Annotated in this window: 18 protein-coding genes; 9 read left to right on the top strand and 9 right to left on the bottom strand. The window is 50.8% G+C overall.

The annotated features are described in order from the left end of the window. Positions 1–27: 27 nt before the first annotated feature. On the bottom strand, positions 28–894 hold the full coding sequence (locus ABUL11_RS00815) for a pirin family protein (RefSeq protein WP_350281967.1): 867 nt from the start codon (positions 892–894) through the stop codon (positions 28–30). A gap of 130 nt (positions 895–1,024) precedes the next feature. Here ABUL11_RS00815 and ABUL11_RS00810 point away from each other — a divergent pair, with 130 nt between their 5' ends. Further along, positions 1,025–1,942 carry a LysR family transcriptional regulator gene (locus tag ABUL11_RS00810; protein ID WP_350281966.1) on the top strand — a complete coding sequence of 306 codons (918 nt, stop codon included), beginning with the start codon at positions 1,025–1,027 and terminating at the stop codon, positions 1,940–1,942. Here the strand turns inward: ABUL11_RS00810 and ABUL11_RS00805 are convergent. The 7 genes from ABUL11_RS00805 to ABUL11_RS00775 all read right to left on the bottom strand — a co-directional run bounded on the left by ABUL11_RS00805 (position 1,889) and on the right by ABUL11_RS00775 (position 9,127). Continuing rightward, positions 1,889–2,212, bottom strand: coding sequence for a cupredoxin domain-containing protein (locus ABUL11_RS00805; protein WP_350281965.1), 324 nt, complete (start codon positions 2,210–2,212; stop codon positions 1,889–1,891). The genes ABUL11_RS00810 and ABUL11_RS00805 overlap by 54 nt on opposite strands. Continuing rightward, positions 2,154–2,381 carry a multicopper oxidase domain-containing protein gene (locus ABUL11_RS00800; protein ID WP_350281964.1) on the bottom strand — a complete coding sequence of 76 codons (228 nt, stop codon included), beginning with the start codon at positions 2,379–2,381 and terminating at the stop codon, positions 2,154–2,156. Before ABUL11_RS00800 ends, ABUL11_RS00805 begins: the two co-directional genes overlap by 59 nt. Before the next feature lie 217 nt (positions 2,382–2,598). Next, positions 2,599–3,342, bottom strand: a complete 744-nt coding sequence (locus tag ABUL11_RS00795) for a DUF2325 domain-containing protein (RefSeq protein ID WP_350281963.1) — start codon at positions 3,340–3,342, stop codon at positions 2,599–2,601. Positions 3,343–3,495: 153 nt separating this feature from the next. Continuing rightward, positions 3,496–3,693, bottom strand: coding sequence for a hemin uptake protein HemP (gene hemP / locus ABUL11_RS00790; RefSeq protein WP_350281962.1), 198 nt, complete (start codon positions 3,691–3,693; stop codon positions 3,496–3,498). A 118-nt stretch (positions 3,694–3,811) separates the two neighbouring features. After that, the gene (locus ABUL11_RS00785) at positions 3,812–5,905 is read right to left on the bottom strand and encodes a TonB-dependent hemoglobin/transferrin/lactoferrin family receptor (RefSeq protein ID WP_350281961.1); all 2,094 of its coding nucleotides are present in this window, start codon (positions 5,903–5,905) and stop codon (positions 3,812–3,814) included. A gap of 109 nt (positions 5,906–6,014) precedes the next feature. After that, positions 6,015–7,730 carry a sirohydrochlorin chelatase gene (locus ABUL11_RS00780; RefSeq protein ID WP_350281960.1) on the bottom strand — a complete coding sequence of 572 codons (1,716 nt, stop codon included), beginning with the start codon at positions 7,728–7,730 and terminating at the stop codon, positions 6,015–6,017. Positions 7,731–7,807: 77 nt separating this feature from the next. Beyond that, entirely contained in the window at positions 7,808–9,127 is a 1,320-nt protein-coding gene (locus ABUL11_RS00775) for a DUF2325 domain-containing protein (RefSeq protein WP_350281959.1), read from the bottom strand. Between the two features lie 220 nt (positions 9,128–9,347). Between ABUL11_RS00775 and ABUL11_RS00770 the strand changes: the two genes are divergently transcribed. From ABUL11_RS00770 to ABUL11_RS00735, 8 genes are all read left to right on the top strand, one after another. Further along, positions 9,348–10,589, top strand: coding sequence for a sialidase family protein (locus tag ABUL11_RS00770; protein WP_350281958.1), 1,242 nt, complete (start codon positions 9,348–9,350; stop codon positions 10,587–10,589). 122 nt (positions 10,590–10,711) lie between these two features. Beyond that, positions 10,712–13,219, top strand: a complete 2,508-nt coding sequence (locus ABUL11_RS00765) for a TonB-dependent receptor (protein WP_350281957.1) — start codon at positions 10,712–10,714, stop codon at positions 13,217–13,219. 189 nt (positions 13,220–13,408) lie between these two features. After that, positions 13,409–14,719 carry a M18 family aminopeptidase gene (locus ABUL11_RS00760; protein ID WP_350281956.1) on the top strand — a complete coding sequence of 437 codons (1,311 nt, stop codon included), beginning with the start codon at positions 13,409–13,411 and terminating at the stop codon, positions 14,717–14,719. Between the two features lie 195 nt (positions 14,720–14,914). Next, the gene (locus tag ABUL11_RS00755) at positions 14,915–17,026 is read left to right on the top strand and encodes a TonB-dependent receptor family protein (protein WP_350281955.1); all 2,112 of its coding nucleotides are present in this window, start codon (positions 14,915–14,917) and stop codon (positions 17,024–17,026) included. Between the two features lie 77 nt (positions 17,027–17,103). Next, a complete protein-coding gene (locus ABUL11_RS00750) occupies positions 17,104–18,342 on the top strand; it encodes a sialidase family protein (RefSeq protein ID WP_350281954.1) in 1,239 nt (412 codons plus the stop codon). Further along, the gene (locus ABUL11_RS00745; RefSeq protein ID WP_350281953.1) at positions 18,339–18,836 is read left to right on the top strand and encodes a TlpA family protein disulfide reductase; all 498 of its coding nucleotides are present in this window, start codon (positions 18,339–18,341) and stop codon (positions 18,834–18,836) included. The genes ABUL11_RS00750 and ABUL11_RS00745 overlap by 4 nt, the downstream gene beginning before the upstream one ends. Positions 18,837–19,166: 330 nt before the next feature. Next, positions 19,167–21,677 carry a 3-hydroxyacyl-CoA dehydrogenase/enoyl-CoA hydratase family protein gene (locus tag ABUL11_RS00740; RefSeq protein ID WP_350281952.1) on the top strand — a complete coding sequence of 837 codons (2,511 nt, stop codon included), beginning with the start codon at positions 19,167–19,169 and terminating at the stop codon, positions 21,675–21,677. A gap of 69 nt (positions 21,678–21,746) precedes the next feature. Beyond that, entirely contained in the window at positions 21,747–22,949 is a 1,203-nt protein-coding gene (locus ABUL11_RS00735) for an acetyl-CoA C-acyltransferase (RefSeq protein WP_350281951.1), read from the top strand. A gap of 37 nt (positions 22,950–22,986) precedes the next feature. On the opposite strand, the gene ABUL11_RS00730 is transcribed toward ABUL11_RS00735, so the two are convergent. Beyond that, positions 22,987–23,334 (bottom strand): MliC family protein, encoded by a 348-nt coding sequence (locus ABUL11_RS00730; protein ID WP_350281950.1) that lies wholly within the window; start codon positions 23,332–23,334, stop codon positions 22,987–22,989. Between the last annotated feature and the right edge of the window lie 97 nt (positions 23,335–23,431).

Below are 23,431 nucleotides of genomic sequence, written 5' to 3'. Positions count from 1 at the left end.
TTGTCTCCTTGAAATGAATGGTCATTTTTATTGATTCGGTTTGACCCACGCCCGGTCACGCACAAATTGATTGGATTGAAAATCTTTCAATGCCTGATCGATCTGTTCGCGGGTATTCATGACAAAAGGGCCATGCTGCGCGACCGATTCATGCAGTGGTTTACCGCTGACCACGATAAAACGTGCGCCTTCTTTCCCTGCGACAAAGTCAAAAGTGCCGCCATCAGTGCCAGCTGCAATCAGGGAATGGCGTCCGACGTCCTGACCGTTAAACTGCCCGTTTCCCTCGAATAGATAGATGAAACTCGTGTTCTGTGCTGGCAGCCGGTGTTGAAAATGCCGCCCGGGCTGTAACTGCACATCGAAATAAGTCACTTGCGTCAGATCATCCCGGATCGGCGCAACGGTATCGCCGAAACGGCCAATCAACACTTTCAGCCGGTAGTCCATGGTTTCCACCACCGGAAAAGCGGCTGCGGGAAATTCCTGGTACTCCGGGTGATCCATCTTGTTGGCTGACGGCAGGTTGATCCACAGTTGAAATCCACGCAACAAGCCGTTCTCCTGTTTCGGCATTTCCGAATGAATCACGCCGCTGGCTGCTTTCATCCATTGCGCCGAGCCCGGCCCGAGATCACCGGTATTGCCCATGCTGTCCTGATGCTGCATATGACCGTCCAGCATATAAGTGAAGGTGATGAACCCGCGGTGTGGATGCGGTGGAAAACCGGCGATGTAATCATTCGGATTATCGCTGCCGATGTGATCCAGTAACAGGAAAGGATCATAGTTGCGCAGCACCGGTGTGCCAATCGTGCGATGTACGATCACGCCGGCACCTTCGGGTACCGCCATTGCGGGAATGATTCGTACAGCATTCATTGATGTATTCATCGTTTTCTCCTTTTCTGTGATGCATTGACAGGTTCTGCTTGCAGGAAGCATTATCATCGTTGCTTTAACAGGAATAAACATCGTTTTATGGAAATGATTGTTCCTGTATTGGCAACAATGGGGAGATGCTATGGATCGATTCGAAAATATGAATGCGTTTGTGCGGGTTGTGGAAGCGGGCAGTATCAGCGCGGCTGCAGATCGCATGGATGTAGCCAAATCCGTTGTCAGCCGGCGTTTGAAGGAGCTTGAGGAACATCTGGGTGTTGAATTGTTTCACCGCACTACGCGGCAAATGAATCTCACCGATAGTGGGCGTGCTTTTTATCAGCAATCCGTGCGCATTCTCGCTGATGTTCTCGAAGCCGAGCATGCCACGTCGCAATATCACGGCACGCTGAAAGGTCATTTGAAAGTGGCGGTTCCGCTCAGCTTTGGCTTGATGCATCTGGGGGCTGCCATTTCCACTTTTCTGCAAACCCACCCGGATATTGAATTTGATCTGGATTTCAATGATCGGCAGGTTGATTTGCTGGCAGAAGGTTTTGATCTTGCCATTCGCATCGCAAGCCTGCCTGATTCCAGCCTGATCGCACGCCGTCTTGCACGCATTCAAGCTGTCATGTGTGCAAGCCCGGCGTACCTTGAGCGCATGGGCACGCCGCAAGCGCCAGAAGAACTCATCCAGCATCGCTGTCTGGTTTATAACCTGATCAGTCACAGCGATAACTGGAATGTTTATGACACCACGGGAGAGTTGATCAAAACCCGGATCATTCCCTATCTCAAGGCCAGTAACGGAGAATTTCTCCGTGATGCCGCCATCGATGGTCTGGGTATCGTATTGCTGCCAACTTTTATTGTTTACCGGGAAATTGAGCGCGGCGCATTGATCCCAATATTGACCGGATACCACTACGCTCAATTGGCTGCTTACGCCATTTACCCGCAAACCCGCCACCTCTCGCAGCGGGTTCGGGCATTTGTCGATTTTCTAAGCCAACGGTTTGAAGGGATACCTTACTGGGATGCGTGTCTGAATCAATAAGGATTTCGTATGTTTCAGGTCGCTCTCCTCATCGTTTTCTTCGTTGAAGATCATGTACAGTGCGAATTCCTGATCGATATCACGCGGAATGGGGTTTTCACTCAAACATGTCTTGCTGGCAGCAGTAACAATGATGGTTCCGATCAATCCCAGGTTGATTTCGTCTTCGGCCATGATATGCGAGTGATAAAACCAGACGATGGATGAAGACTCACCCGAGCCGGGCTCCAGCACCCCGGCCGGCGATGCAGGTAAAAGTGTAGCGCTCACCCGGCGGAATACTGCCCCCTTTACTGCCATCTGCACCTTCGTTGTTCTTGTCATACATTATGCTGTGAGGATGCATGGAAAGTGGCATATCGATCTTGTTCAGAAAATGGATCTGATGGTATCGCCTGCCTACTGCGGCACGGATCGTGGGGCACACAATTCCCATCATTTCGTGTGAGCCAGGGGGTAGGCTTACACCAGAGAAGATGACAGGAGCAGGGAAATCAGGATAAACAGAGTCGGGCACGAATATAAAAATGGTTACCGTCTCTCGTGCGTATGAATTGGTTCTCTAAATCGAATTTTTGATAATCATAATCAGAATACGAGCGATTCAACTATGATTAAAGAATCTGTCTGCCAAAGGCGGGCCCAGTCTGCGATGATCAGGCTGCAGACTGGTTGAGAAAGTCAGTTCGGGAGTTGTGGCAATTACCCCGGGCAAGAGTTTCCACTGCCTTGCCGAAAGTGATCAGATCAGAACGCTCCAGCATGACGCAGTTTTTGCCGGTACGCTGACAATAGCGTCTGACAGTGAAAAAATCCTCATGATTGATACAGTCAACCGGGCAAATGATGCTATCTACACAAGCGAGCAAGGCAAGCAGGCATTCGCTGTTGTCCTGTGTGCCACCGCGAAACACCATGAAATGTCCGCCAGCAGCTTCGATCAACTGATGATAATTCGGATAGAGTGCAGCACGCCCACCAATACACAGGACAGACTGGCCCGCCAGATGATGATCATTTTTCAGGCGATTGATGGCCAGATAGGCATGATATTGATGTGGCAGGCCTGTTTTGATCCAGCGTAAATCCTCATCATCAGGAACTCTGGGAAGGTATATGTCAGGACGACTGTCGATCTGAACTTCAGTATGAATAGAGTGTGCAGGTGAACGCCGGGTTGTATCCGTGGAAACAGTACCAGGCAAGGCCATACGGATCAGGTGATAAAGGTGCTTCAGCCGCAATTCCAGTTCTCGCCCCAGTTTCAGTGTGCGTTGTTTGTAGTGGTGGAAAAGTGTACTGCAGGTTGGTTCATCTTGATAGATTCCGGACAATTTACCGGGATGAAGTTGTGCTCCCTGATATGCCGGTTCCAATACCGTTCTTTGCAAGAATTTCATGATCGATTCCGTATCAGAAAAAAGGCTGGCTTGCCCGGGAGGAGGGGGCTGGCTTGCCGTCACAAATCACTGGAAGAGGAGAGAGAACTGCCAGTGATTTCCAGGAAAGTTGATGTTTATCAGCGTGGAAGATATAGCATGCAAACCTAGGCGTTATTTCGTCAGTATCAGCTTGTCATTACGCGTCAGACGCAAGTGATACTGTTCTCCTCGATGCTGGATGAGTACTTCCTTGCCTGTTCCAAACAGATTTTCGCTGCTGATCAGTTTAATGGGAAACTGTGCAAATGGTGAAACCAACTCACTGTTTAGCCCAGGATCTGCGTGATATTTGATATCGACTGAGTTCATATTTCACTCCATCTAAACTATGAATGAGAATGATTATCATTATAGTGAGAAAAATAATTTATGCAAGCTTTTTATGAAAATATTTTTTGAGAAATATCCCATGACAACAGACCTTCGATCAGAACTGATATGAAACGGCAAGTTTGTAGTTGCGGCCCGGATCTCTCAATACGTTGAGGTGGCGCCGGTAATCCTTATCGGTCAGATTGTCGATGCCGAAATCCAGCCGTACCCCTTTTAATGAGCCATTCTGCGGCAACCAGCTCAGTGTAACGTCATGTAGCGTATAACCAGGAGTAGGGGTTCCACCTGTCGGTACACGATTCTGGGCTTCGACGATGCTGCTGCGCCAGCCGAGGGAAAGGTCGTAGGTCGGCCAGTTCAGACCGGCCATTACAATCCACTTATCCGGCTGGACATTGGACAATACTCCTCCATCTGTCCGGTTGTAGCCGCGCGTCTGGGAATAGGAGAAGCCGGTATAGCCGTATTTGGCTGCATAGTTGGCTTCTATTTCGAATCCTTCCAGTACGGCATCCCGCACATTGTCACTAGTCGTGACACCTCCTCTGCCGGGGTTACCGGGAACCGGGAAAAAAACGAAGTCGACCATTAGATCAACGAAATCTTTGACCTTGTTATGAAAATAGGCTCCCCGAATAGCCAGGCGATCATTCTCATACAGCAGGTTCGATTTTTGTATGCGTGCTCCCACTTCTTTGTTGAACGCTGTTTCCGGCTTAAGATTGGGGTTGGGTACGAACAGATTGGCGCAACCCGGGCCACAAGTGAAGTGGGTACCAGTGGTAAACAGTTCACTCAATGTCGGAGCGCGGAATGCTTCACTGTAATTACCGATGAGTGAAAACCATTCGGTAACCTTGAACAGTCCGCCGATTTTGAAGTTAACACGGTCATTTTTGTTGGCATTGGTAGCCATGCCTTCGGCTTCACTGCGGAAATAGTCCCAGCGTACGCCGGGAATCAGCGATAATCGATCCCACAGCGTAATTTCATCCTGCAGGAATACACCTACCACATCTGCATTACCTTGAGGGAATTCCGGCCGTTTGGCACTGTTACGTCTACCCTTGGCCTCATTGTGGAAATAATCGACTCCGTAAGTAATCAATTGGGTGGCGAAGCTGCTCAGGTCGAGACGTGAGCTGTTGCGTGCGTTGATACCCGTGGTGGAAAAATCAGTCTCGTCACGTCTCCCGTCAAACAATCGTTTCTCAAGGCTGTAAGTCGTATTGTGGTAAACCAGCATTTCCGGATTCAACCAGGAATTGTCAGGATTCTCGTAGCGATAACGCAACGTGTAGTTGCGTTGTTCGGTATCCCGATCTACCAGGGTATCCGGAGTGGAAGCGGTTTGTGAATTGGAGGGGACCTTTCCGGCCTGGTCAAATGTTTGAGTAGAAAACATGAACTGGTGATGACCCGGTGTCCAGTTGAATTTGGCCAGACCGGCATAGGATTGAAACTGAGAGTTTTGCAGTTTGGAACCGTCACCGTGGCGGATATCATCGGCTGCATTGCGGTAAGAAAAATCCAGCAGATAGTCGAACTCTTCTCCAGCCAGACCGTAAACGCTGACTCCGGGAATATATTGTTCATTCATACTCTGGAATCCTCCCCTGACCTTGATCCCGGAGCGTTCCCCAGGACGCAGCAGGTCGGTTGCATCCAGCGTGGTGAAGGAAATAACACCACCGAGCGCACCACTTCCCCATACCGTTGAAGCTGGGCCGCGCATAACATCTACCCGCTTGAGCAGGCTAGGATCGGTGAAGATACGGGCGTTGTGTCCCCGGTTGAAATCCTGTCTGGCTCCATCCAACAGGAACAGGATGCGTTCATCTCCCATGCCACGTATGACAGGACTCAAACCGAGATTCCGCGGTCCACCGCCCAGTTCTACATTAGGCAGATAGCGCATTATGTCTCCTATATCCGCAGCCTGACGGGTTCGTATCTGTTCGGTATCGACCACACTAACTGATTCCGGTATTTCACTGACTTTCCGGCTGGTACGGGTAGCAGTAACAGTGACTTCCTGCAGATTGGTAGCGGCAATGAGTTTATCGGCAGGCTCAGTATCGGCCGATGCGGTTTCTGCACGGACGGGATGGATAAACAGCAAAAAAGTGACGGTGGTGGCAAGATAAATCTTCCAGCCGGCCGGACAACGTTTGAACCTTGAAAACATAACATTCCCCCAGAAAATAAATTATTTCCGGCTGGCTGGCTCAATGCTGGCTGGCTGGTTAGAACAGGTCTTCAATCAACCTGGGTTTTTATCGGATTTCAGGTAAGGCTTAACGGGCAAGTGCATCTTCGTGCAGTTTGAGTCCCTGGTGAATCTGTTCATCTACCCATTGAGTAAATAAAGGGTGAGGTGCAAAACCTTCACCCAATTCAAACTTCAGTCCGGAAAGGAACCGCTTTTCCGGCCCGACGGAGGTGGTGCGGGCGGGGATGATGATGACTCTGTCACCCTGTTTACTTGCCTCGGTGACCATGGCTCTTACTTTTTTGACCCAGGGTGCTCGTTTGTCCGGCCAATCCTCGCGCCAGGTGGCTACCTTGAATTCCTTGAATTTCTGGCCTCCCTGATTACGCATCTGGTTGGCAATGCTGTTGAGTTTTTCCAGCCATTCATCATTTTTCCGATCATCCTGAGTACCGTGTGCGGTCAGAATGATCGTTTCTCTGGCGGGATCTTTGGAGAGTGCCAGTACGCGATCGAATAATGCACTGGCAAACAGGGGATTGTCTTCGTAACCACCTGTCCAGATAACCGGCAGAGATGTCAGGATTCTGGGAACCGGGGTACTGGATTTTGCGTGTCCTCCATGGCCGCCGTGCCCGCTGTTGTTGTCGTGGGTGTGATCGTCTGGATTCTCGATATCCAGGCCAGTCAGGTAACCGATTTCATTGCGATAGGAACTGCGGCTGGCAAAGGCACTGACGACGATGGCTGCTTTTGCGCCGCGTTGTTCCAGTTTGCGCAGGGCACGTTCGATCGTGTATGGATCCGCCATGGAAAAGGCGAACTCGATTTTGTAGCGTTGCATCAATGGCTCTACTGCCAGGCGCAGGTTTTCATTCCAGTGAAAGTCGGAACCGTGGGCAAACAGGATGACACCGGTATCTTCTTCGGTCAGCGGCAGATTACGGTTAGCTTCGCGTTCCATCCACATAGCCATGTGTTGTGGTTCGATCTCGAAGTGATTGAGTGCTGCATTCCCAGGCAAGAGTCGTGCCAGCCGAGATTCGAATGACATCATGCTGTCATATTTGGGAGCAAGCGCGAACGCAATTACCTGATTTTTACTGTTTTTGGCGACCGGACCCAAAGCTGTCAGCGCAGTGGCAAGCTGCTGTTTCGACTTATTGACATAATTTTCCGGTTCTTCGTCTTTTTGTGCTTCCAAAAGAATCAGTGAGTTGATCGAACGAAAATGAATTCCCTGCGATGCCTGCTTGACAATACGCATCCAATCGTCATACATCGCCCGGCGGTGAATGTCATTCTGCGCCCCGTAACCTACTACCAGTAGATGTTGCTGAGCAGTGTGCTGCATGTCGCGCAAGCGGGTGGCGAGTGCTTCGACAGCAAAATAGCTTTCTCCGTAAGGCTTCGTAAAAGTTACAGGGATCGTCTGATTTTCTTCCGTGATCAGGGTGCGGATGAGTTGATAGCGCGGTTCTGCAGTAGAAATGAATAATGGCAATACGACGATCCGACTGATATTTTGCTGGTATAAGCTGGCGAGACCGGATTGCAGCGTTTGCCGGGTGCGCTCGTCAGTAACAAACACCAGTGCAGCTGGGTGACTGGCTGAGAACGAGGCAAAGGCATCACGAATTTCTTCATTGCCGACAAATCCCCGGTCGGCTGCAACTACCAGAAAACCGGTTTGATCGGCCGGTTTCGATTCGACTGCGTATAACGATCCTGCATTCAGCAAAGTAAACATCAATAAATAAAACCATATAGCGGTTTGGATTGTTTTAATCCAGAAAAGCATATTTCCTCCGGGTTATGAATCGTAAAATGTGTTGTGAATGAGATTTGATCGTCATGCAGGCGGACTGTGCCATAGTTTTATGTCGTAGTTTCAACCGTGTTGGTGGGAGAACTGTTGATACTGGCCTGACCTGACGCGATTTTTGTCAGGGCAGCTGCAAAGCTGGAAACGCCTGTGCCCTTGAACAGCAGACAGGGTTTGTGCCCCAATCGGCAAAGTCTTTTGACCTGATAGTAAGCGGCGTGACTGACGTAATCAGTCGGGCAGATGACTGCTGCAGCGCCGTATATCATTTCCGGCAGCCGCGAAAGTGCATCTTCCTGGCCGCCGTCGTGGTGTGATAATTTGAGGCCAAGCTGTCTGGCGAGTGTGCGATATTGCGGCAGCAGCGTGGATCGGCCGCCTACACACAGAATGCACTCGTAAGAAGCAGCTTTTGTTTCGGCGGTATTCTCTGTTTCCGTATCCGCGGTACTATCGGAATTGAGGGTCAGCAGAAGGTTTTCCAATGTATCTCGTTCGGCACGAAGCGTATCGCGCTCGTGATAGAGTTCGGTCAGGTTGTGGCAGGCATTTTTGAGCGATTGCTTGAGATCGTCGGTCTGTGCTGCTTTGATCTGCAGTTGTTCGTTTTCCACCGTCAGTCGCATCAGGCGCTGACCCATTTGCAATATGACCTGGCCCGATTCCAGTGTTTCCAGCCGTTGGCGGGCGGCCTCACTTTCTCGTCGGGATTGTTGCAACTGCTTGATTTCAGCAGTAGCCTGCTGCAGTTGCTGGCGCAGACGTAATTCAGTCTGTACGTGCTTTTCCCTGATTTGTTCCAGTTGCCCGGCCAGTTCCTTCAGCATTTGCTCTGTCTGGTTTAGCCGGTGTTGTGTGGCTGCCAGTTCGGCAACTGCTTCATGCATGTGCATGTGAACCTTGTCATGGATCTGTTCTCTACTTTCGGAGCTGATCCGTTTGTGGGTGAGTGCTGCCCATAGCGGGCCGGCTACTTTTCCGCTGGTAAAACAAGTTTCCCACAGTGCCAGCACCTCACTATCGGTTTTGACTGTGTCGAACTGTTTGATATGGTTTTCATACAACCGGTCCAGATGTTTATGAATCGTTTCCGATACAGTGTTTCTGGAAGCTACCCGGCAGACTGCTTCAACGTGCAGATCGTGCGCATTATTTATCGAAGCCTTGAAATGAAAGCGTCTGGCAAAACGTTCGAGATCCGAAGCGGGCAAACAAAGACCGACGATAGGACAGTGATAGGTTCTGCTCAATTCCCAGATTTTTGAGCGTTTTACCGGGGGAGAAGAGGAATCGATTACCATGACCCCGGGTGACGCGTTTTCTGGTGATAAAGCATCGATTCCCGGCTGTCGCAGAATGGCAGGTGCATGCATACGGTATCTCCTTGTGGTGAAAATATCAGTCCGGATCAGACAAAATAGCTCAAATTTATCATTAATGATAACAATTATCATTAATGTAATCAATTGTGTTGTGTATTGCAGTCGATTCTGCATGAATCATGCGGAACTTCCCATGCACATCGAGATGCGACAATTTGTCGCATTTTCATCCTTTTTGGAATCGGCTATTCTCTAAATTTTGGCGTAAACCATGAAGAAGTCGACGTTTTCTCTCTTTGTGCTGACTGGATTTTTTCTTGTATTTGCCTCTGCGGTTGCGATCGCAGCCGGGTCAGGTGCGGATGGCTTAACTCAGCAATCGTCTGTCATGCAGGCCTCAATCCCTCCCCGGACTGTACTTGCAATAGGGGTGACGCTGGATCAGGAAGGGCGATTATGGCTGGCAAGAGTAGTTGATCAGCGCTTGCTGGTTTCCAGATCAGAAGATGATGGCAAGCATTTTTCCGAATCCGTAGTGGTGACTCCTGTGCCGGAAAATATAGGTGGTGATGGCGAAAATCGTCCCAAGATCCGGGTGGCACGTGATGGCACTGTGTTGATCACCTGGACGGAACTGCTGGCGGAAAAATATGCCGGGAATATAAAGTTCTCGCGTTCGATTGATTCAGGTCGGTCGTTTTCGGAACCGATCATCCTGAACGATGATGGTCGTGTGACCAGTCACCGTTTCGATTCCCTGGCGATCGACGGAGAGGGAAGAGTGGTGGTTGCCTGGCTGGATGCAAGAGATCGCGATGCAGCACGGGAAAAAGGTGAAGAATTCAAGGGTGTCTCACTCTACAGCAGTCAGTCGTTCGACAATGGCGCGCACTTCGAGCGAAACCGGCAAATTCACCAGCATACCTGTGAATGCTGCCGGACTGCGCTGGCCTGGACCAGCGAGGGACCGGTCGTGCTGCTGCGGAATATTTTCGACACTAATACCCGTGATTTTGCTGTACCCAGCTTGGATAAATTGGAAGCAGGCATCAGAAGAGTTACCCGCGACGAGTGGCAGATCGATGCCTGTCCTCACAATGGTGGCAGTCTTGCAACAGATGGCAAGGATCGACTGCATCTGACCTGGTTTACCAATGGTACCGCCGGCCAGGGCCAGTTTTATAAACGCATCAGTGGCACCCTGGAATCGAAACCCATGGCACTGGGTGACATGGATGCGCAACCCAACCATGCTGCAGTGGTTGCATACGGTGAAACTGTCATCCTTACCTGGCGTGAATTTGACGGGAATGTCTATTCTGCAAAGATGATGTTTTCAAATGATGGTGGCGAAACCTGGAGTGAGCCGTGGCGTCTGATGTTGTCCGCTGGCGCAAACGATTATCCGATGCCACTGATCAGCAGCGATAAAGCTTTGATTGTATGGAATACCGAAAATGAAGGTTTACGCATTTTGCCCGTTGAAAGAGTAATCAACCGATCTGACAGTTGAAAGCCATCTTCAAAACAACAATAAGCAGCAGACAACTTATGCCATGTGTTGCAAAAAATATATGACACCAGGTATTGCTGCAATCTAATTACCAATAAAAATTGAAAGGATGGTTCAGAACCATGAAACAATTTCCTCTGGTACTGATTGGCCTGCTTTGTGCTACATCAGCCTGGACAGCTCAAGATATTGAGCAACAGAAACAGTTTTCCCGCAAAAATCTTTCAACGCAGACAGACAGCAGTTCAAATGGAATCCGGTTATCCGGCGCACACGGGGAGCACACAGGAAAGCAGTTGGCACAAGCGGCTGACGAACAGAAAGAAAAGAAAAGCAGTGAGCCGGCTGTCCGGAATGAAACCGTTTTCAGGGAAATGGTGGTGACAGGTGAAATAGAGCGGGATTCGCACTTTACTTCGCCTTCGATGCGTGTAACCCGGACACAGATCGAACAGCAGAATGCGCAAACTACGGAAGAAGTGCTCAAATACATGCCCAGTCTGCAAATACGCCAGCGCTACGTGGGCGATCCGAATGGTGTGCTGGGCATCCGTGGAGCCGATATGTTTTCAACTGCGCGCAGCATGGTTTATGCCGATGGGCTGCCGTTGCACAATTTTCTGCAGGCTTCCTTCAATGGTGCACCGCGCTGGTCGTTGGTCGGCCCCAACGAAATCGATTCGGTAGATGTCGTTTATGGTCCTTTCTCAGCCGAATACAGTGGCAATTCGATAGGGGGAGTCGCCAATATCAGAACGCGTATGCCGCACAAGCAGGAGTTTTACTTCGAAGGAAGCCTGTTCATTCAACCCTACAAGAATTACGGGGAGGATAAAGGAACGTTTATTGGTGATCGGCAGTATTTTTCCTACGGCAACAGGATTCAGGACAAATTTACCGTATTCCTGGCTTACAATCGTCTGGAAGCTCAGAGCCAGCCACAAATGTATTTCATTGATAACACGGGATTGTTCGATGTGCCCGGAGGAACGCCAGTGATAGGCGGTATCAGGACGCCCGATACACGTGGAACACCCAGCATCATTTATGGTGATACCGGTCCTGAGAAAGTGAATACCCATCTGTTCAAGGGTAAGTTCGGATATGACATTACTTCTGATCTGCAGACGCTATTTACGGTGGCATATGAAGAACGTACGCGTAACCAGAATCATCCGAGTAACTATCTGTACACAGCGAACGGGGATTATTTCTGGGGAGGAAGTTCACCTGCCTGCAACTCGGTTGCTACCTGTTCAAATCCAGGTAATGCTTCTCTGGATGGTACGCGTTTCGATGTAGTGCGCAGTGGCTTTGGTGATAGTCGCGATAAGCGGGAGACACTGAATCTGGGTTTGTCGCTGCGCGGTACGCTGACACCTGGCTGGGATGTCGATACTACGCTCAGCTATTTCGATGTGTTGAAGGATATTCGTGCGACAGCGTTTTTCAATCATGCTGATCCTGGCAATACCGGTGCCGGACAATTGCAGGATTTCCGCAAATTCAACTGGTGGAATTACGATCTCAAGCTGAGCACACCGACGCTGTTGGGTTACGACAAGTTATCGTTCCTGGCCGGATACCATTTTGACCAGTATAACCTCAGCTTCAGGCAATATAGCCTGACCAATTATGAAGATCTGACCCGAGGCGCATTGCAGGCTAACCGCAACAATGATGGCCGCACATCGACCCATGCGGTTTTTGCTCAATCCATGTTCCGGTTCCTGCCTGACTGGGATATTACTGCCGGTCTGCGCCAGGAATGGTGGGAGGCAAGCAAAGGGGTTGCCTCCAATGTGGCGGTACCGGATCGCACCGAAACAGCTACTTCTCCCAAGGTTTCACTGGGATATGAGCCTGGCCAGTGGAAATTCCGCTATTCCTTCGGGCGTGCGCACCGTTTCCCGGTGATTGCAGAGCTCTATCAATCGCTCGGGACACCTACCAGCATTCTGACGGCGAATGCGATGCTCAAGCCGGAGAACGGCGTGCATCATAACTTCATGATGGAGTACGGGCTGCCGAAAGGTTACGTGCGTGTCAACGTATTCCGGGATGATATCAAGGATGCCATCCGGCAAATTACCTCTGCTTCGGGTGTCGTTTCTACCAGCGCGTTCCAGAATATCGGTGAGGTTGGTACGACCGGAGTGGAACTGGTTTTTGAACAGAGGAACATTCTGGGTTCACGATTCGATTTCATGTTCAATGGAACGTGGATGGATTCGAAAGTGGATGATGGACCGGTTGTCGCCTTTACTGAGTCGACCGGTGTGCCCGCCAACTACAGTCTGACTGGAAAACAGGTCATTCGCCTGCCACACTGGCGCGCCAACTTTTTTGGTACTTACCATGTGACGGATGCCTGGGATGTCTCCCTGTCCGGCCGTTATACCAGCGATTCCTATAACGATCCTGATAACAGGGATTATAAGAACAACGTATTTGGTGCCCAGAGCGATTTCTTCTTCATGGATTTCAAGACCAGCTACCGATACCGGTTCAATAACGGGCTGAAAAGCCGGTTTTCATTCGGTATCAGCAATCTCAACAACGACAAGGCCTGGGTATTCCACCCCTATCCGCAGCGTACCTATCTGCTCGAAGCTGCGTTCAGTTATTGAAGTGTAAACAGTCAGAAGTCCGGCCATCATTGATTGATGGTGCGGACTTTGCTGTCATTCTATCTGCTCGTGTTAAGCCGAAGTAACAGAACAGCCTGCTAAAATAGGTATTGAAGCAAAATACCTCGGTCTGTCTGGTTTCAGGCAAGTGCCGGTTCCCGGTGTGAATAACATTCAAAGATATCAATCATGACAGCACGGCAGCAGGTACAGAATTTACTGGATTTTATCGACCAGAGTCCCAGTCCGTGGCATGTGGTGGCTTCGATCGAAACAGCACTCAGGGAATTTCAGTTTATCCGGCTGGAAGAAACAGATAAGTGGGTATTGCAGGCGGGTGGCCGATACTATGTGGTACGGGATGATTCATCCATCATTTTGTTTGTCCTAGGAAGCAAGGCGCTCGCCGAATCAGGTTTCAGGATTATCGGGGCGCATACTGATTCACCCGGGTTGCGGATCAAGCCAAATGCAGCAACTGCAAGTGATGGGATTGTCCGGCTCGGGGTAGAGGTTTATGGTGGCCCCATTCTTGCGACTTTTACCGACCGTGATCTGAGTCTGGCCGGGCGAATCAGTTATATTGATGATTGTGGGCAGCTTGTACACAGGTTGGTGCGCTTTGACCAGCCCCTGCTGCGTTTGCCGAATCTGGCGATTCACATGAATCGGGGTGTCAATGAAAATGGGCTGAAACTGCATAAACAGAACGAATTACCGCTGTTGTTTGCACAACTGGCCGACGATCAGTTGCCACAGCTTTATTTTCTGACACTGCTGGAACAGGTGGCCGGTATCAACGCTTCCCAAATCCTGTCCTGGGATCTGGCGGTCTACGATACTCAGAAAGGAGTATTCTGGGGAGCTGATCAGGCATTTTACGCCAACAGTCAGATTGATAACCTGGCCAGTTGCCATGCCGGGCTGCAGGCGGTGCTGGACGATGCCATTCTGAACCATGCTGAAAGTACGTTGGTATGTGCATTCTTCGACCATGAAGAAATCGGCAGCGGAAGTCATATTGGTGCTGGAGGCAGTTTCCTGTCCGATGTACTGCAGCGGATCAGCTTTGCAACCTCATCGGATACCGAGAACGCTGCACGCGCCCTGGCTCGGAGCTTCCTGATCAGTGCTGATATGGCACATGCCTATCATCCCAATTTTCCTTCATCCTACGATGCGGATCATAAAGTCTTCGTAAATCAGGGTCCGGTCATCAAATTCAACGCAAATCACCGCTATAGCTCAGAAAGTATTTCTGCCGCGCATTTTATGCGCTGGTGTGAAGCAGCTGACGTACCTTACCAGCGTTATTCACACCGCTGTGATCTGCCTTGCGGCAGTACTATCGGGCCGATTGCTTCGGCAAAGCTCGGTATACGCAGTATCGATGTCGGTTGCCCGATGTGGGCGATGCACAGTATCCGGGAAAGTGCCGGTGTCCAGGATCATGAATATATCATCAAAGTACTGAAGCAGTTTTTTAGCACACCTGTTTAAATCTGAAGTACAACGGTAAACCAAAAACTCTTTCGTTTCCGATTTCTATTTGCGGAACATAACGCTGAATTAACCCGTTATCCGTCTTTTCCGCTTCCAGGTGCGACAATTTGTCGCATTGTGATGTCATTCTGCCGGGCTTAAGATTGGCAGTTTACAGTAATTGCCAATACTAATAATTCCAGAGGAAAGAAAATGAAGGGAAAAAGGGTTAAACAAGCTGGGCTTTATGACTCATCGGGTGGGGAAATCACCGCCCGGAAGCCGCTTGTCATTGTACTGGCAGGTATGTTGGCAGCTATGGCAACGCCATTGGTGCAAGCTCATGAGGTTGATGAACCAGTACAGCTTGAAACAATAAAAGTGACTACATCTAAGGATGATTTACCCCTTACCGTGCCGAGTCTGCCGGAAGTGCAACAGAAAATGCGCCAGATTCCGGGTGGTGCTAACGTGATTGACAGCGAATCTTATGCCACCGGTCGTGCCTCGACGTTGCAGGATGCATTGGGTTATTCACCGGGGGTGTTCGTTCAGCCTCGTTTTGGTGCTGAAGAAGCACGCCTGTCGATTCGTGGTTCCGGTATTCAGCGTACTTTCCATATGCGTGGTATCAAGCTGTTGCAGGATGGTTCTCGTCTGAATCTGGCTGATGGTGGTGCGGATTTTCAGGCAATCGAGCCGCTGGCAGCACGCTATATTGAGGTTTATCGAGGTGGCAATGCGTTGCAGTTCGGATCGACCACACTGGGCGGAGCAATCAATTATGTGACGCCTACCGGTTACGATGCCGAGCGTTTCCGGGCACGTGGCGAAGCGGGTAGTTTCGGCTATAACCGTCTGATGCTTTCTTCCGGCGGAGTGCATGGCTCGCTGGATTATTTTGCCAGTGTGTCCCGCTACAGCCAGGATGGGTTTCGTGACTGGTCAGAGCAGGAAAACTGGCGCATGTTCAGTAATGTGGGTTATCGCGTTAACTCCGATCTGGAAACCCGTTTTTATCTCACTTATACCAAAACTGATTCACAATTGCCGGGTAACCTGACTAAGGCACAGTTGAGAGCCAATCCCAAACAAGCGAATGCGGTTAGTCTGGCTGGTCGGCAGAAGCGGGATTTTGATCTGATCCGGGTGGCTAACCGCACTGTGCTTAAGCTGGGAAATAGCCAGCAACTGGAATTCTCCGCATTCTATTCACACAAGAAGTTGTGGCATCCGATCTTTCAGGTGCTGGATCAGCCATCGCATGATTATGGCCTGGGGTTGCGCTATATAAATGAGATGCCGATTGCTGGCTGGCGCAACCGTTTTGTAGTTGGTTTCGAGCCGAGCTGGGGCACTGTCATGGATAACCGTTTCGTCAATATTGGTGGCAGAGCGGGTGCACGTACAGCCAAGTTTGATCAGAGTGCCAGCACTTATGACGTTTATGCGGAAGATCAGCTGTACGTATTGCCAGAACTCTCACTGGTTGTGGGTGCGCAGTACAGTTATACGACACGTAAACAAAAGGATCTGTTTGGGGCAGGCGCCCAAGATAGAAGCAAGAACTACCAGCGCTTCATTCCCAAAGCAGGATTGATTTATGAGTTGAATCCGCATATTCAGTTCTTCAGTAATGTCAGTACCAGTTTTGAGCCTCCCAGTTTTTCCGAACTGACTGCCGGGCCGGTGCAAGCACCGGTATTTGCCAAAGCTCAGCGTGCGATCACATTTGAAGTTGGCAGCCGGGGTCACTTCGGTATAGCCGAATGGGATGTGGCGCTGTATCGGGCGCATGTACGTAATGAGTTGCTTGCCCGGGTGGATCCTATCACCAGTTCTCCACTGGGTACGGTCAATGCGGATAAAACAGTGCATCAGGGGGTTGAACTGGGTCTAGATGTAGAATTGGCAAAGATGTTTTATCTGCGCCAGATGTATCTGTTCAATGATTTCAAATTCGATGGGGATGCTTCTTTCGGTAATAATCAGTTAGCCGGCATTCCACGTCATTTCTACAAAGCGGAACTGACTTACCGTCATGCTGATGGCTACTACGCTGGTCCGAATGTAGAATGGTCACCACAGAAATATTATGTGGACCATGCCAATACGGTATATGCCAATTCCTATGCGCTGCTGGGTTTCAAAATCGGCAAACGGAGCAAAAGTGGATTTGCCTGGTTTGCCGAAGCACGCAACCTGACCAATCGCAAGTACGCAGCCACTACGGGGGTGATTGATAATGCCAGAGGTATCGATCAGGCACAATTCCTGCCGGGAGATGGGCGCTCTTTCTTCGCGGGTCTCGAATATCGGATGTAGAAATAATGATGGGAGTGATGAGTTCATAAACAAGCCATCTTCAGGTTTGATTGGCGATTAACTTCAAGGGATCGACGATGTCAGTAAAACATTTCATTACAGCTGTTTCACTTGCTGTGGTTTCCACAGTGATTCCCCTGACCGTGACTGCTGAACAACATGCGCATGATGCTAAATCAGCAAAGTCCGGCCATGATATGAATAAAATGTGGGCGGAAATGCGCACAAAAGCAGTCGGCATGGCTGTTTCCGTAGCGGCTGATGAAAAAGGGAAATTGTGGCTGGTACGTATGCAGGATGGCCATATCCAGGTGAGTCATTCGGAAGATGGCGGCAAGCATTTTTCTGAAGGTGTAACGGTAAACCTGCAACCTGAAGCGATTCTTGCAGAAAACCAGAACCGGCCGAAGATCGCGGTGCGCAACGGAGTGATCGCAGTAACCTGGGTACAGGCGCTGCCGAAGGTATTTGCCGGGAATATTCGTTTTGCCCGTTCTGTTGATGGTGGTCGTACTTTTTCCGAGCCGGTAACTGTGAACGATGATCAGGGCGAAATCAGCCACGGGTTCAGCGCATTGACACTGGGTGATGATGGCCGGGTGACACTGGCCTGGTTCGATGGACGTGAACGTGATGCAGCTGATAAGGCTGGGCAGAAGTATGTTGGTACCACGGTTTTCTATGGAGTGTCGGAAGATGGCGGGGCGAGTTTTTCTGCGAATCGTAAACTGGCCGATCATGCCTGTGAATGCTGCAGAATCGGCATGACACTCGATCCGGATAAGGTACCGGTTGTGTTCTGGCGGCATGTGTTCGAGGGCAGCATGCGTGATTTCGCGCTGGCACGGCTGGATTCGCAACCCAGGGTGTTGCGGGCCAGTGAGGATGGTTGGGAAATCAATGCCTGTCCTCATCATGGCGGCGACATTGCAGTGGATGAAGCCGGTAGCCGCCATCTGGCGTGGTTTACCGGGAATCCGCAGAATCCCGGATTGTTTTACCGGCGTGCCGACGGTGAGAATATGACCGCACCGCACGCATTTGGTGACCTTGATTTTCAGCCGGGTTACCCGGCTGTATTTGCGCACGGAAAGAAGGTTTATCTAGTCTGGCGCGAATTTGATGGCAATAATTATCAATTGATGGCCTCCGTTTCGGCTGATCGTGGCGATACCTGGTCAGCGGCTCGTGCTGTGGCAGCGACCGGTGGTGCAGCCGATCTGCCAGTATTTGTAGTCGGTGCACAGAAACCACTCGTCGTGTGGAACAGTGCCAGAGATGGAGTGCGCTTCTTTAATGCAGAAGGGGATTTATGATGCGTCGTTTACTGTTTATCTGGTTGTTGACGATAGCCGGTGTTGCATCGGCGACTGAAGGCGTGCGTCCGTTTGTACTTGGAAGTATGGCGCAGATTCAGGAAGAGCATGCAGGCAAGCCGTTTGTATTGTTCCTCTGGTCGTTGACATGTACTTACTGTCCAACTGAACTGAAAATGCTGGGTGAATTCAAGCAGCAGCATCCTGATCTGAATCTGGTGCTGATTGCGGCAGATACGCCGGATGATGAGCCAGAGATCGTTTCTCATCTGGCGGACTATGGGTTGAACAAGACCGAGCGATGGGTGTTTGCCGAGGATATGCCGGAACGCCTGCGTTTCGAGATCGATCGGCGCTGGTATGGCGAGGTGCCGCGTACCTATTTTTATGACCAGAGCCATCAGCGTGAGGCCAAGACCGGTCTGGTCGGCCAGGAATATGTCAAGAGCTGGCTGGCGCGTGTTGGTGTGAATGCTTCATCCGCAAGCAAGTGACCCTCCAGATTTCCTCTGAGAATAACTTGTTTCCATATTTATTCAGGCAGATCGAACACTCGTTCAAACTGATCTGCCTTCACTCGGCCGGTAGATAAAGAATGTCTGCGGCTGGCTTATCTTTTTCTATCAGGCAAAAAATTATATCTGTTTGCTAGTGCACAGGAACATATGAGCAACCCGTGAGGCATGGTCGAGCCGAATGATCAGCCCCGGCAGTAACAGCTTGCTCTTTAGGGTTCATGCTTGTAATCTTTTTAACAGGATCGATCCTGCTCTTGTTGCGAGCAGGTGGTATTTGCCCTGAAATCTGATCATGCGGGAGGTGTCTTGAGCAATCCATTCATCGTAAGAAAGGCTGCAGTACTGGGGGCGGGAGTCATGGGTGCGCAAATTGCCGCGCATCTGGTCAATGCCGGCATAGAGACTTTATTGTTTGAACTGCCGGCTGAATCTGGAAATCCCGATGCTAATGTACAGAAGGCGATCGAGAAACTGAAGAAGCAGGAACCTGCACCCTTATCGGTGATCGATCGGGCAAACTGTATCGAACCGGCTAATTACGAGCAGCATCTGGAAAAACTGAGGGATTGTGATCTTGTGATCGAAGCGATTGCCGAACGGCTGGAGCTGAAATCGGAGCTGTACGAGAAAATTGCTACCTATCTGCATGAGCAGGCGGTTCTAGCCAGCAATACTTCCGGCCTTTCCATCAATCAGCTGGCCTCGGCCATCCCTGAAGCTTTGCAACCGCGTTTCTGCGGTATCCATTTTTTCAATCCACCTCGTTACATGTATCTGGTGGAGCTGATCCCGAGCGTGCAAAGCGATGCGACTGTACTCGATGCACTGGAGAGCTTTCTGGTGACCAGTCTGGGTAAAGGAGTCATTCGCGCCAAAGATACCCCCAATTTTATCGCCAACCGGATCGGGGTTTTTTCTATGCTGGCGACCATGCATCATGCCCGGCAATTCGGCCTGGCGTTCGATCTGGTGGATAAACTCACCGGTGTACTGATCGGTCGGCCGAAAAGTGCAACATTCCGTACTGCTGACCTGGTCGGGCTGGATGTGTTGGCGCATGTCGTGCAAACCATGCAGAACGGCCTGACAGAGGATCCCTGGCATGCTTACTATGCCATTCCCGACTGGCTGCAGAAACTGATCGATCGCGGTGCGCTCGGGCAGAAGAGTAGCAAAGGGGTATATCAGAAACAGGGTAAGGATATCCATGTATTGAATCCGGCCACAGATACCTATGAGCCAGCACAGAGTGAAGTAGACAGTGAAATCGAGGCACTGCTGAAACAGAAAGATCCTGTAGCCTGGTTTACTGCGTTGCATGACCACCCGCACCCACAGGCTCAATTCCTGTGGGCGATTCACCGGGATCTGTTTCATTACTGTGCGGTACATCTTGCAGCGATCGCCGATAATGCGCGTGATCTCGACCTGGCGATACGCTGGGGATTCGGCTGGGAACGGGGGCCTTTCGAGATATGGCAGGCAGCAGGGTGGAATACGGTTACCGCCTGGATAGAGGCGGATATCGCTGCCGGCAAGGCCATGGCTGAAATACCCTTGCCAGCTTGGGTGCAGACAGTCGGCCAAGGCGTTGTTCAGGGAGTACATGCGCAGGAAGGTTCTTATGCTCCGGTGACGGAAAGCTGGCAACCGCGCTCGCAGTTGCCAGTGTACCGGCGTCAGCTTTTTCCCGACAGACTGGTGGGTGAGGAAATCGTTTATGGTGAAACGGTTTTTGAAACGGATGCATTACGCATGTGGCATACCGGTGATCAGGTCGCTATCGTCAGTTTCAAAACCAGAAAACACACGATTGACAATATGGTGCTGCAAGGAATGCAGCAGGCCATTACCGAAGCTGAACACCATTTTCGTGCACTGGTGATCTGGCAGACCGAATCGCCGTTTTCACTGGGTGCCAACCTGAAAAAGGCAACCGAGCGGCCCAAAACTGAAGCACCACCAGCACCACCTGCTCCTCCTTCAGCATTCGAGAAATTCATTAAACAGATCAGAGGGGCTACTCAGTCGGCCATTCTGCAGGCAGCTCGCAGTCTGGATGTGGCCGATATGCTGATGGCCAGCAAGTTGGCTGAAGTGGAGGGGATGATTGCGCATTTTCAGCAGGTTTCACAAAATCTCCGCTACAGCCTGATACCCACCGTTGCTGCTGTCGATGGACTGGCGTTGGGGGGCGGATGTGAGTTTGTCATGCACAGTGATCGTGCGGTGACGACGATGGAAAGTTATATTGGTCTGGTTGAGGCGGGGGTAGGATTGCTGCCGGCCGGGGGAGGATGCAAGGAGTTTGCTTTGCGTGCTGCGCGTAATGCCGTTGATGGTGATCCTTTTCCTTATCTGAAACATTATTTTCAGACGGTGGCAATGGCGCAAATGGCGAAGAGTGCGGAACAGGCAAAGGAATTGCACTATCTGAAACCTGCTGATGTGATTGTCATGAATCGTCTCGAATTGCTGTATGTTGCCAAGGTCCAGGCGCTTGCACTGGCTGAGGCAGGTTACCGTCCCCCGTTGCGTCTGCGTGAGATTGTGGCGGCAGGCGCTACGGGAATCGCGACAATCAAAAGTACACTGGTCAATATGCTGGAAGGTGGATTTATTTCCGAACATGATTATCTGATTGGCAGCAAGATTGCGCATGTCATGTGCGGTGGCGATATTGTTGCTGGGAGCCGGGTGGATGAGGAATGGCTGCTGAAACTGGAGCGGACCGCCTTCATTGAATTGCTGGCAACCGAGAAAACCCAGGATCGTATTGCGCATACTTTGAAAACCGGCAAACCGCTGCGGAACTGAGTGGAATGATTAGGAATCGCGGAAGATGGACGCAATGAAACAAAAATTCAAAGATGGAAGGAGAAGCTCATGACCAGACAAGTGCAGGATGCTTATATCGTAGCTGCCACACGTTCTCCGGTAGGCAAGGCGCCACGGGGCATGTTCAAGAATGTGCGGCCGGATGATTTGCTGGTGCATGTGCTGCAGGCAGTGTTGAAACAGTGTGAGGAGCTCGATCCCGCGGCAATCGAGGATGTGATCGTCGGTTGTGCCATGCCGGAAGCGGAGCAGGGGATCAATGTTGCACGTGTGGCGTTGTTGCTGGCCGGTTTGCCAGTCAATGTGCCGGGGGTGACGATCAACCGGTTTTGTGCTTCTGGCCTGCAGGCAGTTGCGATGGCGGCCGACCGGATCCGGCTGGGAGAAGCGGATGTCATTATTGCCGGCGGGACCGAAAGCATGAGTATGGTGCCGATGATGGGTAACAAGGTCGCGATGAATCCGGCGCTGTTCAAACCTGGCAGTGAGCAGGTGGCCATTGCCTACGGCATGGGAATTACTGCGGAGAAAGTGGCGGAACAATGGAAAGTCAGCCGGGAGGAACAGGATGCATTCGCCTTGGAAAGCCATCACCGCGCAATTCGCGCCATCGAGCAGGGTGAATTCAGAGATGAGATTTCACCTTACCCCGTTCAGGAAAACCGGCCGGATCTGAATACGCATGAAATCCACGATACAGCTATCGTTCGGGATACCGACGAAGGCCCTCGGGCAGATACCAGCGCAGAAGCACTTGCCCGATTACGCCCGGTATTTGCCGCTCGGGGATCTGTAACTGCCGGCAACAGTTCACAGATGTCAGATGGAGCAGGCGCGGTGGTAGTGGTGAGCGAGGCAGCATTGCAGCGCTTCAATCTGACGCCGATCGGGCGATTCATTGGTTATACAGTGGCGGGTGTGCCGCCGGAAATTATGGGAATAGGTCCCCTTAAGGCGATTCCCAAAGTGCTGGAACAGACCGGGATCCAACAGGATACACTCGACTGGATCGAATTGAACGAAGCATTTGCTGCCCAAAGCCTGGCGGTAATCAACGATCTTGGATTGGATCGGGCGAAAGTCAACCCACTGGGAGGGGCAATTGCGCTGGGGCATCCGCTGGGCGCAACCGGTGCCATTCGCGTGGCTACTCTACTTAATGGCCTGCGCCGTCACAAACTCAAATATGGGATGGTTACCATGTGTGTCGGCGGCGGAATGGGGGCTGCCGGTGTGTTTGAAGCGCTGTAATACACTCTTCAAAACCGGGCGCTCGCCCGGTTTCCCTTCAATTAGCAGGTTGGTACTGCAGCCTACCTGTGAACACCCGCTCATCATTGACAGAATAGGTGGCTTCTCCCTGGTGTTCCCACCACTCATTCGTTCCTGAAACATAACGTGCACCTGAGGCGGAAACCGCAAGATTGAGAATTTCTGTCCTGTCATCCGGGAAGGTGAGTGTAACCGTGTCATCATTCCGATAAATCGCCTGTACTACCTTCCCGGAATCGGAAACAAAGACCACTGAACTGATGACTGAAACCGCGGGGTTGGGTGTTGATAACAGGGTGCAGGATACGATGGTGGCGAGAAGCGTGGGAAAGATAAAGATGAGTGGGTTGAGAAACGATTTCATGTTGTGATTTGACTGATTACAGTGAGTAGCTTACCCAATGATAATCTTGCCTTCAGCCCGAGAGTGTCTGAGGGGAATTAACGTACCGGCAAAGCCG

This window comes from Nitrosomonas sp., assembly GCF_040256045.1.
Classification (GTDB): domain Bacteria; phylum Pseudomonadota; class Gammaproteobacteria; order Burkholderiales; family Nitrosomonadaceae; genus Nitrosomonas.
The sequence above is the reverse complement of the archived record's forward strand: the minus strand, read 5'-3'. Positions and strand labels throughout refer to the sequence as shown.